At 51.5% G+C, this 15,513-nt stretch carries 13 protein-coding genes and 2 pseudogenes; 12 read left to right on the top strand and 3 right to left on the bottom strand.

Translation table 11 applies throughout. The features are described 5' to 3' along the window. Positions 1-164: 164 nt before the first annotated feature. Positions 165-362 (bottom strand): DUF6404 family protein, encoded by a 198-nt coding sequence (locus tag HA45_RS09975; RefSeq protein ID WP_100702835.1) that lies wholly within the window; start codon positions 360-362, stop codon positions 165-167. 205 nt (positions 363-567) lie between these two features. On the opposite strand from HA45_RS09975, the pseudogene HA45_RS09970 reads away from it, so the two are divergent. The 4 genes and pseudogenes from HA45_RS09970 (at position 568) to HA45_RS09955 (ending at position 4,876) form a co-directional block, all read left to right on the top strand. Further along, positions 568-1,820 (top strand): annotated as a pseudogene (locus tag HA45_RS09970) (mechanosensitive ion channel family protein). A 262-nt stretch (positions 1,821-2,082) separates the two neighbouring features. Then, a complete protein-coding gene (locus tag HA45_RS09965) occupies positions 2,083-2,442 on the top strand; it encodes a GtrA family protein (RefSeq protein ID WP_100702833.1) in 360 nt (119 codons plus the stop codon). Beyond that, on the top strand, positions 2,439-3,362 hold the full coding sequence (locus HA45_RS09960; RefSeq protein WP_100702832.1) for a glycosyltransferase family 2 protein: 924 nt from the start codon (positions 2,439-2,441) through the stop codon (positions 3,360-3,362). Before HA45_RS09965 ends, HA45_RS09960 begins: the two co-directional genes overlap by 4 nt. Continuing rightward, complete coding sequence (locus tag HA45_RS09955; RefSeq protein WP_100702831.1) at positions 3,362-4,876, top strand: hypothetical protein; 1,515 nt, start codon at positions 3,362-3,364, stop codon at positions 4,874-4,876. Before HA45_RS09960 ends, HA45_RS09955 begins: the two co-directional genes overlap by 1 nt. Before the next feature lie 57 nt (positions 4,877-4,933). On the opposite strand, the pseudogene icd reads toward HA45_RS09955, so the two are convergent. Next, a pseudogene (gene icd / locus HA45_RS09950) lies at positions 4,934-6,183 on the bottom strand (NADP-dependent isocitrate dehydrogenase). Between the two features lie 131 nt (positions 6,184-6,314). On the opposite strand from icd, the gene rluE reads away from it, so the two are divergent. From rluE to HA45_RS09910, 8 genes are all read left to right on the top strand, one after another. Then, on the top strand, positions 6,315-6,953 hold the full coding sequence (gene rluE, locus HA45_RS09945; protein WP_240629241.1) for a 23S rRNA pseudouridine(2457) synthase RluE: 639 nt from the start codon (positions 6,315-6,317) through the stop codon (positions 6,951-6,953). 43 nt (positions 6,954-6,996) lie between these two features. Then, positions 6,997-7,470: an NUDIX domain-containing protein gene (locus HA45_RS09940; protein ID WP_100702828.1), complete on the top strand. Its 474-nt coding sequence runs from the start codon at positions 6,997-6,999 to the stop codon at positions 7,468-7,470. A 41-nt stretch (positions 7,471-7,511) separates the two neighbouring features. Further along, positions 7,512-8,624: a tRNA 2-thiouridine(34) synthase MnmA gene (gene mnmA / locus HA45_RS09935; protein ID WP_100702827.1), complete on the top strand. Its 1,113-nt coding sequence runs from the start codon at positions 7,512-7,514 to the stop codon at positions 8,622-8,624. Positions 8,625-8,659: 35 nt separating this feature from the next. Then, complete coding sequence (gene hflD, locus HA45_RS09930; RefSeq protein ID WP_100702826.1) at positions 8,660-9,301, top strand: high frequency lysogenization protein HflD; 642 nt, start codon at positions 8,660-8,662, stop codon at positions 9,299-9,301. A gap of 44 nt (positions 9,302-9,345) precedes the next feature. Continuing rightward, the gene (gene purB / locus HA45_RS09925; protein ID WP_100702825.1) at positions 9,346-10,716 is read left to right on the top strand and encodes an adenylosuccinate lyase; all 1,371 of its coding nucleotides are present in this window, start codon (positions 9,346-9,348) and stop codon (positions 10,714-10,716) included. A 107-nt stretch (positions 10,717-10,823) separates the two neighbouring features. After that, positions 10,824-11,492, top strand: a complete 669-nt coding sequence (gene phoP / locus HA45_RS09920) for a two-component system response regulator PhoP (RefSeq protein ID WP_100702824.1) — start codon at positions 10,824-10,826, stop codon at positions 11,490-11,492. Between the two features lie 3 nt (positions 11,493-11,495). Then, on the top strand, positions 11,496-12,956 hold the full coding sequence (gene phoQ, locus HA45_RS09915; RefSeq protein ID WP_100702823.1) for a two-component system sensor histidine kinase PhoQ: 1,461 nt from the start codon (positions 11,496-11,498) through the stop codon (positions 12,954-12,956). A gap of 57 nt (positions 12,957-13,013) precedes the next feature. Continuing rightward, entirely contained in the window at positions 13,014-14,135 is a 1,122-nt protein-coding gene (locus HA45_RS09910; protein ID WP_100702822.1) for a ribosomal protein uL16 3-hydroxylase, read from the top strand. 126 nt (positions 14,136-14,261) lie between these two features. Here the strand turns inward: HA45_RS09910 and pepT are convergent, their stop codons facing one another. Then, the gene (gene pepT / locus HA45_RS09905; RefSeq protein ID WP_100702821.1) at positions 14,262-15,488 is read right to left on the bottom strand and encodes a peptidase T; all 1,227 of its coding nucleotides are present in this window, start codon (positions 15,486-15,488) and stop codon (positions 14,262-14,264) included. Between the last annotated feature and the right edge of the window lie 25 nt (positions 15,489-15,513).

Below are 15,513 nucleotides of genomic sequence, written 5' to 3'. Positions count from 1 at the left end.
ACTGCGCGCAACTGCCCAATGACACCAGCAAAAATAGCCAAGCAGCTATCGATGTCTTTCCCATTTCAACGTCCGCCCACACTGTTTTGAGTCGGCTCAGCTTGCCTGAGGGAGTGCAAATTAGCGTCAGCCCTGCGCAAAGCTGTGTGGGGAGATGTGATCAATCAGGCTTGTGCACGGCGCGCTTTGAATCGCGTCACCATGGTTATCAACGCCTGGTAAATTAAACCGGCGTACAGGCTTTTCACCACCACCATACTGATGGCTTCCCCCTGCGCCTGCCACGATGTGAACCACATAAAAATGCCCCACAGCAGCGAAAACAACAGCCAGCCTTTGACGAATTTGATCACACCTTGCATATCACCTCCTGAATCTGAAGCGCTGAAGATAGCGGGTTTCCCGCTGAAAGACACTGCGCAGAGTGCATGGATGCTATCTGTTTCAAAGTTTTGCTAAATGTATGAGCATGAACGCGTCTTTTTTAAAAATTGCGCACTTGTCGCATACAGTGTGGTGTCAGTTTGTGGTTGAATCCCCGACAACGTAGTCAGGCTTGTGAATGAAATGAATTATTTAGTCAATATCCAGAAATTTATCGAAGGCAATACCCTGTTATCCGCCAGTTTCAGCCTGTTGCTGCTGGTGATTGCCGGGATGGTAGCGCATTTAATCTGTAAGTTCTTTGTGGTGAAAGTGGTGCGAAAAGTCTTCTTTAGCACCCACAAAAACAAGTGCCGTTGGATAAAGACGTTCGCCTCTCTGAGAAGCTCTCGAACTTCATTCCCGTCATAACGGTCTATTACCTGCTGCAATTTATGCCGGATCTGCCAGAACATTTGCTGATCGCGATTAAAACCATCTGCGGTATTTTGTTCTTTGTCTACCTGTCGCTGTTTTTTACCGAAGTACTGGAGATCGTCAATAACTCCTACTCGCGTAAGTCAAAGCGTAAAAATCACTCGATTAAAGGCTATATCCAGGTCGGCAAAATCCTGGTGCACATTCTTTCGGCCATCATGATTCTGGCGATTATGTCGAATAAATCGCCGGTGATTATTATTTCGAGCCTGGGTGCGGTTGCTGCCGTACTGATGCTGGTGTTTCAACACACTTTGCTATCACTGGTGGCAAACATACAGGTGTCGTCTAATGATGTCCTGCAACTGGGCGACTGGATTGAGATGCCAGAAAACGGTATCAGCGGTGAAGTGATCGATATTGCGCTGCACACCATTACCATCCGCAACTGGGATAACACGCTGTCACGCATTCCCACCAAGAATTTCCTGACCGAAACCTACACCAACTGGCAGGCGATGTTCACCTCGGGTGCGCGCCGTATCATGCGAAGCTTTCATCTTGACCAGACCTCGATTCGCTTTATCGATCAAGAGATGGTGCAGCAGATGAGTCAGGTGCGCGGCGTTAACGAGCAGTTGTCCGCGCTGATGGATGGACGTGACAGCAGCGTGGTGGGAGACCGCTGGTTTGCTGATAATGGCATCACTAATCTGACGGTGTTCCGTAAATACCTCACCGCCTGGCTGTCTCAACGTGACGATATCAAAAAGGATATGTATATCGTGGTGCGCGCCATGAAACCCTCACCAGAAGGTTTGCCGGTGGAAGTGTATTGCTTTACCTCATCGGTGCTGTGGGTAGATTACGAGAACTCGCAGTCAGCGATCTTCGAATATATCTACGCGATCCTCGCTCAGTTTTCACTGCGCACTTATCAACATCCTACAGGCAATGATTTCTGGCGGCTGTCGCAGCATCGCGAAGCACTGAACCATCAGCAAGGACCGGAAGCGTAATAATGTCTCTGGAGCAGGAGCATGCGCTTCTGCTTCTGCTTCTGCTTCTGCTTCTGCTTCTGCTTCTGCTTCATTGATTATTTGATCCCTTGTAGAAGATCGCTTTGGTTTTTTATCGTTAGCGACTCTGGTAAGATTTGTCCTCATCACGTTGTGATTTAATCAACATTTCATTGTGGCTCCCATTTCAATAAGCACGTTCAAATGGGTGGGCAGTTTGAAGCACTCAATCTCTTACCTGGGTTAACACTGCACCGCAACAATGTTTAAAATTTTCGCACGATACTTATCGATTGGGGTGGTTAATAACATTATCCATTGGGCAATTTTTGGCGTGCTATACGCCTTCGGCTCATCTCAGTCGATTGCCAATTTCAGCGCCTTTTGCCTGGCGGTGACCTTTTCTTTCTTCGCTAATGCGCGCTGGACGTTCAAAACTCAGGCGACACGTTTGCGGTATGTGCTTTATGTGGTGTTCATGGGAGCGCTAGCACTAGGCGTTGGACGTTCGGCAGATCATTTCGCTATCAATCCACTGGTTACTCTCGTTATTTTTTCATTGGTGAGCGTGATCGTTGGGTTTCTTTATTCCCGTTTCATCGTTTTCAGGATTAAAACGTGAAAATTTCTCTTGTGGTTCCTGTCTTCAACGAAGAGGACGCCATTCCTGTTTTTTATCGGGCAGTGAAAGAAACGCTTGGCCATTATGATGTAGAAATCCTGTTTGTGAATGATGGCAGCAAAGATGCTACAGAACACGTTATCAATGCGCTAGCTGAAGCAGACCCCGCAATTACAGCCATAAATTTCGTGCGCAATTTCGGTAAAGAACCTGCGCTACTGGCGGGTCTGGAGCATGCATCTGGCGATGCTATCATTCCCATTGATGTTGACCTGCAAGATCCTATCGAAGTGATACCTCTGCTGATTGAAAAGTGGCAAGAAGGCTGGCCCGTGGTGTTAGCGAAGCGCACAGACAGAAGCCATGACACTAATTTTAAGCGTAAAACAGCCGAATGGTTTTACCGCCTGCACAATAAAATCAGCACCCCAAAAATTGAAGAAAACGTTGGGGATTTCAGACTGCTTTCGCGGGAAACGGTTGAGAACATAAAACAACTTCAAGAAAGAAACCTTTTTATGAAAGGTCTTCTCAGTTGGGTTGAAGGTGAAGTCGCGATTGTTGAATATTCACGTGCAGAACGCCTGCATGGTGACTCAAAGTTCAACGGTTGGAAGTTATGGAATCTCGCACTTGAAGGCCTCACCAGTTTTTCAACCTTCCCGCTTCGCATCTGGACTTATCTTGGGTTAACCGTTGCCGCGTTGTCATTTATCTACGGTCTCTGGATGATTATCGATAAATTGGTGTGGGGAAACCCTGTAGCGGGCTATCCATCCATACTGGTCTCTATTCTCTTTCTGGGAGGAGTACAGCTAATTGGGATTGGTGTGCTTGGGGAATATATTGGCCGAATTTATATTGAGACCAAAAAAAGACCTCGTTATTTAATTAAAAAGAATAATGGAAATAAAAAATAATGGATGCAAAAAAATCACAAAGCCTGGCATGGATAGGCATTATCTTACTTTGCCTGGCGGCGTCATGGTACTTAACCTTCCGCTATTTCCCATTTGAGCCTGATGTGGCGAATAGCCCTCTGGTGTGGCGCGCGTTTCAGCAAGAAGGGTTCTCAATTTTTCGTGACTGGCTCCCCACGCCTGATAACTGGTACTTCACCGTTTATCCCATAAATTTCATTTTCTTTTCCCTGCTTTCGAGTGATGGCCGGTTCGCCCTGACGCTTTCCACTGCGTTCTTTGTTTTCTTAACACCACTACTGATTGCCGCGGTGATTAATTCAACTCATCGAAAAATCACCTTTATCTTAGCGCCGTTGCTGATTGTTTTTCTTCCAGCCTATTGCTACATCAGTGGATTCATTGCTCATCCATTTTCCCATTACTCAACCAACTTTTTTGGCGTGCTGATCTTTGCTCTGTGTTTTTATAATCTGCAAAAACGTTCGCTTACCATTGTTATACTTTATAGTCTACTCTCGTTGTTATCTGCAGTATCTGACCCTTGGTTTGCTGCAACCTTCTTCCTTCCTCTGTTACTGGTGCATGCCTACTTCACATGGAATAAGCACATCAGTAAAACAGCGACCATTATCTACCTTGTCACTTTCATCTTCACCATGATTCATGCTGTCCCTCGCTGGTTGCATATTCCTGTTCAACGATTCACATTAGTGCCGTTTGAACAGTGGGTGATCAACGCTGAATGGACCGCACATATATTGGGGCGCGGACTGAACCTGTTCTTTGTTGAGAACAGCATTGCCTACATCGCCTCGTTGTTGATTTGGGTGGTAATGTTTCTTCATGCAATGGTGATTTGTTGGAAAAAGGGGAGTCAAGCACGCTTTATTACCTTATTTTCTTTCCTGAGCATCGCAGCCATCATTACTTCATTCATCATTGGTTATGACATGCCTTATGAAGGAAGTGCCCGATTCTTTGTTAATGTATTTTGCTTTGTCATGATGCTAGTGACTTTACGACTCTCATTTAAAAATAATGTCATTGTAGGTTGTGTATTCATCTTATTCTTAGCATCATCCGGCTACTCCTATTATAAAAACACCGGCCCCTTCGCGGACAGTGAAGCCCAAACACGTTCTTACATCGACTTCCTGAATAATAACAATTTGACGTTTGGCTACGGTGACTTCTGGAAGCTATCTAATAATGTTAACTGGCTTTCAGAAAACAAAATTCATATCACGCCAGTGTTGTGGGAAGATAACTATCAAATCATGTTCTCTAGTTCTCGTGGGCAGACGTTGCGCTCCTGGTTACAGCCAGCATTTATTGCGCAGTCACCTGAACGTCAATTTATTTCCATCCCTGCTTTAGCGACTGCGGATAATAACAGCGAAGCAAACCGTCGACTCGCCGCGATACGTCAGCAACTTGGCGAACCGGATGAAGTCCAGACCTTCGCCGACATGACTTTCTTCATCTACAACCACAGAATAATGTTTAACTAACGCCCATAAAAAACGGGAGCCCTTGGGCTCCCGTTATGCATTCTGCCTATTGGCAAATTACATGTTCGCGATGATCGCGTCACCAAACTCTGAACATTTCAGCAGTTTAGCGCCATCCATCAGACGCTCGAAGTCATAGGTCACGGTCTTGGCAGCAATTGCGCCTTCCACGCCTTTAACAATCAGGTCTGCTGCTTCGAACCACTCCAGGTGACGCAGCATCATTTCTGCTGACAGGATTACGGAACCTGGGTTCACTTTGTCCTGACCGGCATACTTAGGTGCAGTACCGTGGGTGGCTTCGAACAGCGCGCATTCATCACCGATGTTCGCGCCCGGTGCGATACCGATACCGCCAACCTGTGCCGCCAGGGCATCAGAAATGTAGTCACCGTTCAGGTTCATACAGGCGATAACGTCGTATTCGGCTGGACGCAACAGGATCTGCTGCAGGAAGGCATCGGCGATCACGTCTTTAACGATGATCTCTTTACCGGTGTTCGGGTTCTTGAACTTCATCCACGGGCCGCCATCGATCAGCTCGCCGCCGAACTCTTCTTTCACCAACTGGTAACCCCAGTCTTTGAAAGAGCCTTCGGTGAACTTCATGATGTTGCCTTTGTGAACCAGGGTCAGAGAATCACGGTTGTTGGTGATGGTGTACTCAACTGCTGCACGCACCAGACGTTTGGTACCCGCTTCAGAGCATGGCTTCACGCCGATACCACACTGCTCTGGGAAGCGAATTTTCTTCACGCCCATCTCTTCACGCAGGAACTTGATCACTTTGTCAGCTTCTGGCGTGCCCGCTTTCCACTCGATACCGGCATAGATATCTTCTGAGTTTTCACGGAAGATCACCATGTCAGTGTCTTCTGGGCGTTTAACCGGGCTTGGCGTACCGGTGTAGTAGCGAACCGGACGCAGACACACGTACAGATCCAGCTCCTGACGCAGTGCAACGTTCAGAGAACGAATACCGCCACCAACTGGGGTGGTCAGCGGGCCTTTGATGGCAACGCGGTATTCTTTGATTAAATCGAGGGTTTCTTGCGGCAGCCAGACGTCCTGACCGTAAAGTTCTACTGATTTTTCACCAGTATAAATTTCCATCCAGGAAATTTTGCGCTCGCCGTTGTAGGCCTTCTTCACAGCGGCATCAACCACTTTCAGCATGACAGGGGAAACATCAACGCCGATGCCATCACCTTCGATATAAGGAATGACTGGGTTATTCGGAACGTTCAGTTTGCCCTGATCCAGGGTGATTTTTGACCTTCCGCCGGAACAACTACTTTGCTTTCCATCAACCTCTCCTTCGAGCGATTTTTTGTTAATGATTTGTAAGATGCGGGTCAATACTACTTGAATATTTCCGCTACGCCAATCACCGTAGTTTCGCGCTATAATGCGCCGATTGTTTCTGACTGCAAAGCCCATGCGAAAAACTTCTCAACGAATTCACCAGGATAACCGTCGAAATAGCGCAGCACGCCAGCCCGTGCGCCGAGACACGCGCCCGAAAGGGCCACGACGCGTCATACTCTTTAACAAACCTTTCGACGTACTGCCGCAATTTAGCGATGAAGCCGGGCGCCGCACGCTCAAGGATTTTGTGCCCATCGGTGACGTCTATGCCGCAGGCCGCCTCGATCGCGACAGCGAAGGATTGATGGTCCTGACCAACGATGGCGCGTTACAGGCGCAGCTGACTCAGCCCGGCAAACGCACCGGCAAAATATATTACGCACAGGTTGAAGGCGTACCGCAGGAATCAGATTTATCCCCATTACGCAGCGGCGTGATACTCAATGATGGTCAAACGCTGCCTGCCGGGGTGGAATTAGTGAGTGAGCCAGAGTGGCTGTGGCCGCGCCAGCCGCCGATCCGCGAGCGTAAAGCCATCCCCACCCGTTGGTTGAGAATCACGTTGTATGAAGGACGGAACCGCCAGGTGCGGCGCATGACGGCCCATATTGGTTTTCCTACGCTGCGTCTGATTCGCTTTGCAATGGGCGAGTATCAGCTGGATGAATTGGCCCCGGGCGCATGGCGCGATATCAGTGCCGAAGTCTGAAAGGGGATTTCAATAACTTTTAGTTAACAATTTTGGAGGAAGGATGTTTAAACCTCATGTAACGGTGGCGTGTATTGTGCAGGCGCAGGGAGAATTACTGGTGGTCGAGGAGCGTGTTCATGGCCGCATTACCTGGAACCAGCCTGCCGGTCATCTGGAAGCGGATGAAACGATTATCGAAGCAGCGCAACGTGAATTATTTGAAGAGACGGGCATCGACGCGCAGCCTGAATACTTTCTCGGCGTTCAGCAATGGATCGCCCCGGACGATACACCTTTCGTGCGGTTCCTGTTTGGCCTTGATCTGCCGGAAAAATGCGAGACCTCGCCGCACGATCGTGACATCGATTGCTGCTGGTGGCTACCGCCAGAGCAGATTCTGACGGCCAATCGCCTGCGATCGCCGCTGGTCGCCGAAAGCGTACGGTTGTGGCAGCAAGGTGTACGTTATCCGCTGCAACTGGTGGCACCGTTCCAATGGCCGTTTCACGAGGGTGCGCGCCCGGCTTCGGCATGATAGAATGCGCCGCCTGTTTTTATCGTAATTAAGAGTGCGTCATGTCTGACAACAGCCAGAAAAAAGTGATCGTCGGAATGTCCGGCGGCGTCGATTCTTCCGTATCCGCCTGGTTACTGCAGCAGCAGGGCTACCAGGTTGAAGGCCTGTTCATGAAGAACTGGGAGGAAGACGATGGTGAGGAGTATTGCACCGCCGCTGATGATCTGGCTGACGCACAAGCCGTGTGTGACAAACTCGGCATCAAACTGCACAAAATCAACTTCGCCGCTGAGTACTGGGATAACGTGTTTGAACACTTCCTGGAAGAGTACAAAGCGGGCCGTACGCCAAATCCTGATATTCTGTGCAACAAAGAAATCAAGTTCAAAGCGTTTCTCGAATTCGCGGCTGACGATCTCGGCGCAGACTTTATCGCCACCGGTCACTACGTGCGCCGTGCCGATGTGGATGGCAGCAGCCAGTTGCTGCGCGGCCTCGACGGCAATAAAGATCAGAGCTACTTCCTCTACACGCTGAGCCATGAGCAGATTGCACAAAGCCTGTTCCCGGTCGGTGAGTTGGAAAAGCCAGAAGTACGCCGTATCGCCGAAGAACTGGATTTGATCACCGCGAAGAAAAAAGACTCGACCGGTATCTGCTTTATCGGTGAGCGCAAATTCCGCGACTTCCTTGGCCGCTATTTACCTGCACAACCGGGCGAAATCGAAACCGTTGACGGTGAAATTGTCGGTGAGCATCAGGGTCTGATGTATCACACCCTGGGCCAACGCAAAGGACTGGGGATTGGTGGTCGCAAAGAGAGCAACGACGATCCCTGGTACGTGGTGGATAAAGACGTGGCGCGCAATCGTCTGGTGGTGGCTCAGGGTGCGGAACATCCACGCCTGATGTCTGTTGGTCTGATTGCTCAGCAGTTGGATTGGGTCGATCGCCAAATGATGACGGCACCGTTGCGCTGCACGGTGAAAACCCGTTATCGCCAGACCGATATTCCGTGTGAAATTATCCCGCTCGATGGCGAGCGTATTGAAGTGCGTTTTGACGAGCCGGTTGCGGCCGTCACGCCTGGCCAGTCGGCCGTATTTTATCTGGGTGATGTTTGCCTCGGCGGCGGCATTATTGAACAGCGCCTGCCATTGGCAGAAGCCTGAGGTCGGCTCTGCCGGCGCGATGACAGGAGTTAAGCGTGGCTAAGAACTATCATGAGATTACACTCGCGCTGGCGGGTGTTTGCCAGGCTGCCCATTTAGTGCAGCAATTAGCACATCAGGGATCGTGCAATACGGCAGCGCTGAATGTGTCGCTGCGCAGTTTGCTGGACCTCAATCCTGGCTCAACGCTGGCGGTGTTTGGTAACGATGAAGCGAATCTGCAGCTGGGGCTGGAATCCTTAATGGCGGTGCTGAACAGCGGCAGCCGTCAGGGTGCTGGCGCGGAACTGACCCGTTACACCCTGAGCATGATGGTGCTGGAACGCAAACTGCATGGTAACAGCGCGGCGTTAAACACGCTCTCACAGCGTATTGCACAGCTGGATCGGCAATTGGCGCATTATGAGCTGGAATCAGAAACCATCACTAGCGCCATGGCTGGCATTTATGTCGATGTCATTAGCCCGTTGGGTCCGCGTATTCAGGTCACCGGTTCGCCACAGGTTTTGCAGAACTCTCAAGTGCAAAGCAAAGTGCGCGCCGCCCTTCTGGCCGGTATTCGCGCTGCGGTGCTATGGCAGCAGGTTGGCGGTGGCCGCTTGCAGTTAATGTTTTCACGCCAGCGTCTGCTGCGTGAAGCCAAAACCATTTTATCCCGGCTGGGTCCGGCGTATTAAGCGCCCCCCTGCCCTTATTTGTTAACGATTCAGGAGTTGCACTGATGGAATTATCCTCTCTGACCGCCGTCTCACCTGTCGATGGCCGTTACGGCGATAAAGTCAGCCCGCTGCGCGCCATTTTCAGCGAATACGGTTTGCTGAAATTCCGCGTTGAGGTTGAAGTTCGCTGGTTACAGAAATTGGCCGCGACCGCAGAGATCAAGGAAGTTCCTGCATTTGATGCTGACGCAAACGCTTACCTTGATGCTGTTGTCGCGAATTTCAGCGAAGAAGACGCGGCGCGCATTAAAACCATCGAACGCACCACCAACCACGATGTAAAAGCGGTTGAGTACTTCCTGAAAGAAAAAGTGGCCGATGTGCCTGCGCTGCACGCGGTGTCAGAGTTCATCCACTTCGCCTGTACCTCTGAAGATATCAATAACCTGTCCCATGCACTGATGCTGGAAACCGCTCGTCGCGACGTGATCCTGCCGTACTGGAACAAAATCATTGATGCCGTAAAAGGTCTGGCACTGGAATACCGTGATATTCCACTGCTGTCGCGTACACATGGTCAGCCCGCTACGCCGTCGACTATGGGTAAAGAGATGGCCAACGTCGCTTACCGCATGGAGCGTCAACTGCGCCAGCTGAGCAAAATCGAAGTGCTGGGCAAAATCAATGGTGCGGTGGGTAACTACAACGCCCACATTGCTGCCTACCCGGAAGTGGACTGGCATCAGTTGAGCGAGCAGTTTGTCACCTCGCTCGGTATCACCTGGAACCCGTATACCACGCAGATTGAGCCGCACGATTACATCGCTGAGCTGTTCGATTGCGTCGCACGTTTCAACACCATCCTGATCGACTTTGACCGTGATGTCTGGGGCTACGTTGCGCTGAATCACTTCAAGCAGAAGACGATTGCCGGTGAAATCGGCTCTTCCACCATGCCGCACAAAGTGAACCCGATTGACTTCGAAAACTCCGAAGGCAACCTCGGTCTGGCGAATGCGGTGATGCAACACCTGGCGAGCAAACTGCCGGTTTCTCGCTGGCAGCGCGACCTGACCGACTCCACCGTGCTGCGTAACCTCGGCGTGGGCGTGGGTTATGCGTTGATCGCTTATCAGGCCACGCTGAAAGGTATCTCTAAGCTGGAAGTGAACCGCGACCGTCTGCTGGACGAGCTGGATCACAACTGGGAAGTGCTGGCTGAGCCGATCCAGACCGTGATGCGTCGCTACGGCATTGAAAAGCCATACGAGAAGCTGAAAGAGCTGACGCGCGGCAAGCGGGTTGATGCTGCCGGCATGCAGGCGTTTATCGACAGCCTGGAACTGCCAGAAGAAGAAAAAGTGCGACTGAAACAGATGACACCGGCCAATTACCTCGGTCGCGCCATTCAGATGGTTGATGAACTGAAGTAAGCCAAAATAAGAGCGCGCAACGGCGCGCTCTTATTATGTTGCTCTGCGGTTTAGCCGACTTCGCATATACTTTTTCCCATCATTGAGTGGGAAGTTAAGGAAATACTATGCGTGTTCTGGTTGTGGAAGATAATGCCCTGCTGCGCCATCATCTCGCGGTGCAGTTGCGCGAGATGGGTCATCAGGTGGATGCCGCCGAAGATGCCAAAGAGGCCGATTATTTTCTTCAGGAGCACGTTCCAGACATTGCCCTGGTCGATTTAGGCTTGCCTGATGAAGATGGCATGTCGCTGATCCGCCGCTGGCGCAGTGATGCAGTGCGTCAACCCATCCTGGTGTTGACGGCACGTGAAGGTTGGCAGGCCAAGGTGGAAGCGCTGGAAGCCGGTGCCGATGACTACGTCACCAAACCTTTCCATATTGAAGAAGTGTCTGCGCGTTTGCAGGCATTAATGCGCCGTAACAGTGGACATGCTTCGCAAATTATCGCCATGCCGCCGTTCCAGGTGGATTTGTCGCGCCGCGAAGTCACCGTCAATGATGCACCGGTTAAACTCACCGCTTTTGAATATACGATCGTGGAAACCCTGATCCGCAACGCCGGGAAAGTCGTCAGTAAAGACTCGCTGATGTTGCAGCTTTACCCGGATGCCGAACTGCGTGAAAGCCACACCATCGACGTGTTGATGGGACGCCTGCGCAAAAAAATTCTCGCACTCCATCCGACCGAAGTGATTAACACGGTGCGTGGGCAGGGCTATCGCTTTGATCTCTGATTTATGACCTGGTTAAGTCGCTTACGCCCTTTCTCATTACGCGCCCGCTTTTTACTGGCGACCGCCGCGATTGTGCTGTTTTTGTCGCTCTCCTACGGCATGGTTGCCGTAGTCGGCTACGTGGTGAGCTTTGATAAAAATACTTATCGCGTGATGCGCGGTGAGAGCAACCTGTTCTTTACCCTGGCACAATGGCAAAACAGTAAACTCACCATTGCTCAGCCAGAGCGTATGACGCTCAATTTCCCCACGCTGGTCTTCATCTACGATGAACATGGCAAACTGCTGTGGCAACAGCGTGACGTGCCAGAAATTCGCAACAATATTCGCCGCGAATGGCTGCTCAAGCCCGACTTTTATGAGATCGACACAACGAACCGCACCAGCCTGGCGGCAATCGGCAATAACTCTGAAGTGAAAGAGCGGCTGCACCAATTAGACAGCGACGATAACGATACCTTTACCCACTCGGTCGCCGTGAACCGCTACGATGCCACCACTAACCTGCCCGCGTTGACTATCGTGGTAGTGGATTCTATTCCCCAGGAGCTTCAGCATTCGGATGTGGTGTGGTCATGGTTTAGCTACGTGCTGGCGGCGAACCTGTTGTTAGTGATTCCGCTGCTGTGGCTGGCAGCGCACTGGAGCCTGCGCCCGATCGGCCATTTGACCGCGCAAGTGCGCGAACTGGAAACCGGTCATCGCGAGAATCTTGATGATCATCCGCCGCAGGAGTTACGCAGTCTGGTGCGCAACCTCAACCTGCTGCTGACCAATGAACGTCAGCGCTACACCCGTTATCGCACCACGCTTTCTGATTTAACCCACAGCCTGAAAACCCCGTTGGCGGTATTGCAGAGCACCCTACGCTCATTGCGCAGCGGCAAAGAATTCACCGTTGAACAGGCTGAGCCGGTGATGCTGGAGCAGATCAGCCGCATATCGCAACAAATCGGTTATTACCTGCATCGCGCCAGCATGCAGGCCGACCATAATCCGCTGCAACGCGATTTGCATTCGGTCTCAGGTTTACTCGATAGTCTGTGTTCGGCACTGAACAAGGTTTATCAGCGTAAGGGAGTGGACATTACGCTGGATATTTCGCCTGAACTCACCTTTATCGGCGACCAAAATGACTTTATGGAAGTGCTGGGCAACGTGCTGGATAACGCCTGCAAATACTGCCTGGAATTTATCGAGGTCAGCGCACGGCAAACGGATAAAGCGCTGCACCTGTTTATTGATGATGACGGCCCCGGCATCCCAGAGAGTAAACGTGACTTAATCTTTTTGCGTGGGCAGCGTGCCGATACGCTGCGTCCGGGCCAGGGCCTGGGTTTAGCGGTGGTGCGTGACATCCTCGAACAGTATGCCGGTCAGGTAATCGCCACCACCAGTCCGCTGGGTGGTGCCCGCATGGAAGTGATTTTCCAGCGTCAGGAAGTTGAACATCACCGCGAGTAGAAAGGCCTGCGGGCTGTTATACTTGCCTGCATTCATGGCCCTAACCGGAACACTCGTATGGACTATCAGCTCGATATCAATTGGCCCGACTTTATTCAGCGCTACTGGCAAAAACGCCCGGTGGTGCTCAAGCGTGGTTTTAAAAACTTCATTGATCCTATTTCTCCTGATGAGCTTGCGGGTCTGGCAATGGAAAACGAGGTGGATAGCCGCCTGGTGAGCCATAACAACGGCAAATGGCAGGTTAGCCATGGTCCATTTGAAAGCTATGATCATCTCGGTGAAAGCAACTGGTCGCTGCTGGTACAGGCGGTTAACCACTGGCATGAACCTTCTGCCGCGCTGATGCGCCCGTTCCGTTTCCTGCCTGACTGGCGCATGGACGATCTGATGATCTCCTTTGCCGTGCCGGGCGGCGGCGTAGGTCCGCATTTCGATCAGTATGATGTGTTTATCATTCAGGGCACCGGCCGTCGCCGCTGGCGTGTTGGCGAGAAAGTGCCCTTGAAACAGCACTGCCCGCATCCCGATCTGCTGCAGGTTGAGCCGTTTGACGCCATCATCGACGAAGAGATGGAGCCTGGCGACATTCTGTATATCCCGCCAGGATTCCCGCACGAAGGGTATTCACTGGAAAATGCCATCAACTATTCGGTGGGCTTCCGTGCGCCAAATGGCCGAGAGCTGATCAGCGGTTTCGCCGACTATATGCTGGCGCATGAATTGGGCAGCTACCGTTTCAGCGATCCGGACGTACCGTCGCGTGAGTGCCCGTCACAGATCCTGCCTTCTGAAGTGGAAGGGATTCGTCAGGTCATGCTGGATGTGATTAATCAGCCTGAGCAGTTCAATCAATGGTTTGGCGAATTCATCTCGCAGTCACGCCACGAACTGGATATCGCGCCACCGGAGCCGCCGTATCAGCCCGATGAGATTTACGATGCGCTGCAGCAAGGTGATGCGTTGACCCGCCTCGGCGGACTGCGTGTGTTAACGCTGGGCGATGCGGTGTTTGTGAACGGAGAGCGCGTGGCGTGCAGCCATCCAGAAGTGCTGGCGGCACTGGCACACAATCAGGTGCTGACGCTGGAAGATTTCGGTGACGCGCTGGACGATCCGTCGCTGCTGGCACAGCTTGCTGCACTGGTAAACAGCGGCTATTGGTTCTTTGGCGAGTAATTTGTTGCGCTAAATCGCGCCTTTTAATGGCGGCGCGATTTAGCGTGCATGTCTGCAGCCAGATTGACGCGGACAGATACGCAGAGATATGTTGATGAAAGGCCTGCTGAGCAGGCCTTTTTCATGTTATTTCTTCTCTGCTGCCAGCGCTGACAAGCGCACAATCACATCCACCGCCTGCGACATCACATTCAGTGACGCGAACTCGTGTTTGCCGTGATAGTTATAGCCACCGGTAAACAGGTTTGGACAGGGCAATCCTTTCCATGACAGCGCTGAGCCATCGGTGCCGCCACGAATCGGCTTCACCACCGGTTCAATTCCGCAATCGCGAATCGCCTGCAGCGCCAGCTCAATGATCTGCGGATGCGGCTCTACCTTTTCTCGCATGTTGCGATAGCTGTCGCTGATTTCCACTTTCACCGAGCATTCGTGTTGCAGCCCTTTGCTGATACGCTCACCAATGTCCAGCAGCAGCTGTTTACGCTTTTCGTAGCTATCAGCATCGAAGTCACGAATCAGATACATCAATTCGGCGTGCTCAACCGTGCCTTTGATGGTGTGCAGATGGAAAAAGCCTTCGTAGCCGTCGGTAAACTGGGGTTTTTCTTGCGCAGGCAGCTCTGCATGAAAGCGCATGGCAAGGTCAAGGCTGTTGACCATCACGTTTTTCGCGCTACCGGGATGCACGTTATTTCCGGTGATTTTCACCATCACGGTGGCGGCATTGAAGTTTTCAAATTCAAACTCGCCGAGATCGCTGCCATCGATGGTGTAAGCCCAATCCGCCGCAAATCCTTCCACGTCAAAGTGCGAAGTCCCGCGACCAATCTCTTCATCCGGCGTGAACGCCACGCGGATAGCACCGTGCGGAATATCGTCCTTCACCAGACGCGCCATCGCCGTCATGATTTCCGCAATCCCGGCTTTGTCATCAGCACCCAGCAGGGTTTTGCCATCGGTAGTGATCAGCGTGTGGCCAATCAGCCTATGCAGAATGGGGAACATCACCGGCGAAAGAATTTCATCGCCGTTGCCCAGCGCAATATCGCCGCCGCGATAATTTTCGATAATCTGTGGATTGACATTTTTGGCGGTGAAATCTGGCGAGGTATCCATATGCGAGATAAAGCCAATCACCGGCGTTGGCCAGTCAACGTTGGCGGGCAACGTGCCCATCACGCAGCAATGGTCACTTAAGGAAACATCGACAAATCCCAGTGCGATCAGCTCTTCCTGTAACTGACGCGCCAGCGTCCACTGCCCTTCACTGCTCGGCACCTGACGCGCCTGCGGTTTTGCCTGGGTTTCTACTGCCACATAACTGAGAAAACGCTCAAGTAATTGATCCATTTGTCATCCCTCTAAAGAACCTGCG

Origin of the sequence: Pantoea rodasii (genome assembly GCF_002095465.1) — a bacterium.
Lineage (GTDB): Bacteria > Pseudomonadota > Gammaproteobacteria > Enterobacterales > Enterobacteriaceae > Pantoea > Pantoea rodasii.
The sequence above is the reverse complement of the archived record's forward strand: the minus strand, read 5'-3'. Positions and strand labels throughout refer to the sequence as shown.

Excerpts from the sequence above, each read along its gene's own strand:
- HA45_RS09975 (WP_100702835.1), bottom strand. The coding sequence starts at position 362 with ATGCAAGGTGTGATCAAATTCGTCAAAGGCTGGCTGTTGTTTTCGCTG.
- HA45_RS09965 (WP_100702833.1), top strand. The coding sequence starts at position 2,083 with ATGTTTAAAATTTTCGCACGATACTTATCGATTGGGGTGGTTAATAAC.
- HA45_RS09955 (WP_100702831.1), top strand. The coding sequence starts at position 3,362 with ATGGATGCAAAAAAATCACAAAGCCTGGCATGGATAGGCATTATCTTA.
- rluE (WP_240629241.1), top strand. The coding sequence starts at position 6,315 with ATGCGAAAAACTTCTCAACGAATTCACCAGGATAACCGTCGAAATAGC.
- HA45_RS09940 (WP_100702828.1), top strand. The coding sequence starts at position 6,997 with ATGTTTAAACCTCATGTAACGGTGGCGTGTATTGTGCAGGCGCAGGGA.
- mnmA (WP_100702827.1), top strand. The coding sequence starts at position 7,512 with ATGTCTGACAACAGCCAGAAAAAAGTGATCGTCGGAATGTCCGGCGGC.
- purB (WP_100702825.1), top strand. The coding sequence starts at position 9,346 with ATGGAATTATCCTCTCTGACCGCCGTCTCACCTGTCGATGGCCGTTAC.
- phoP (WP_100702824.1), top strand. The coding sequence starts at position 10,824 with ATGCGTGTTCTGGTTGTGGAAGATAATGCCCTGCTGCGCCATCATCTC.
- phoQ (WP_100702823.1), top strand. The coding sequence starts at position 11,496 with ATGACCTGGTTAAGTCGCTTACGCCCTTTCTCATTACGCGCCCGCTTT.
- HA45_RS09910 (WP_100702822.1), top strand. The coding sequence starts at position 13,014 with ATGGACTATCAGCTCGATATCAATTGGCCCGACTTTATTCAGCGCTAC.
- pepT (WP_100702821.1), bottom strand. The coding sequence starts at position 15,488 with ATGGATCAATTACTTGAGCGTTTTCTCAGTTATGTGGCAGTAGAAACC.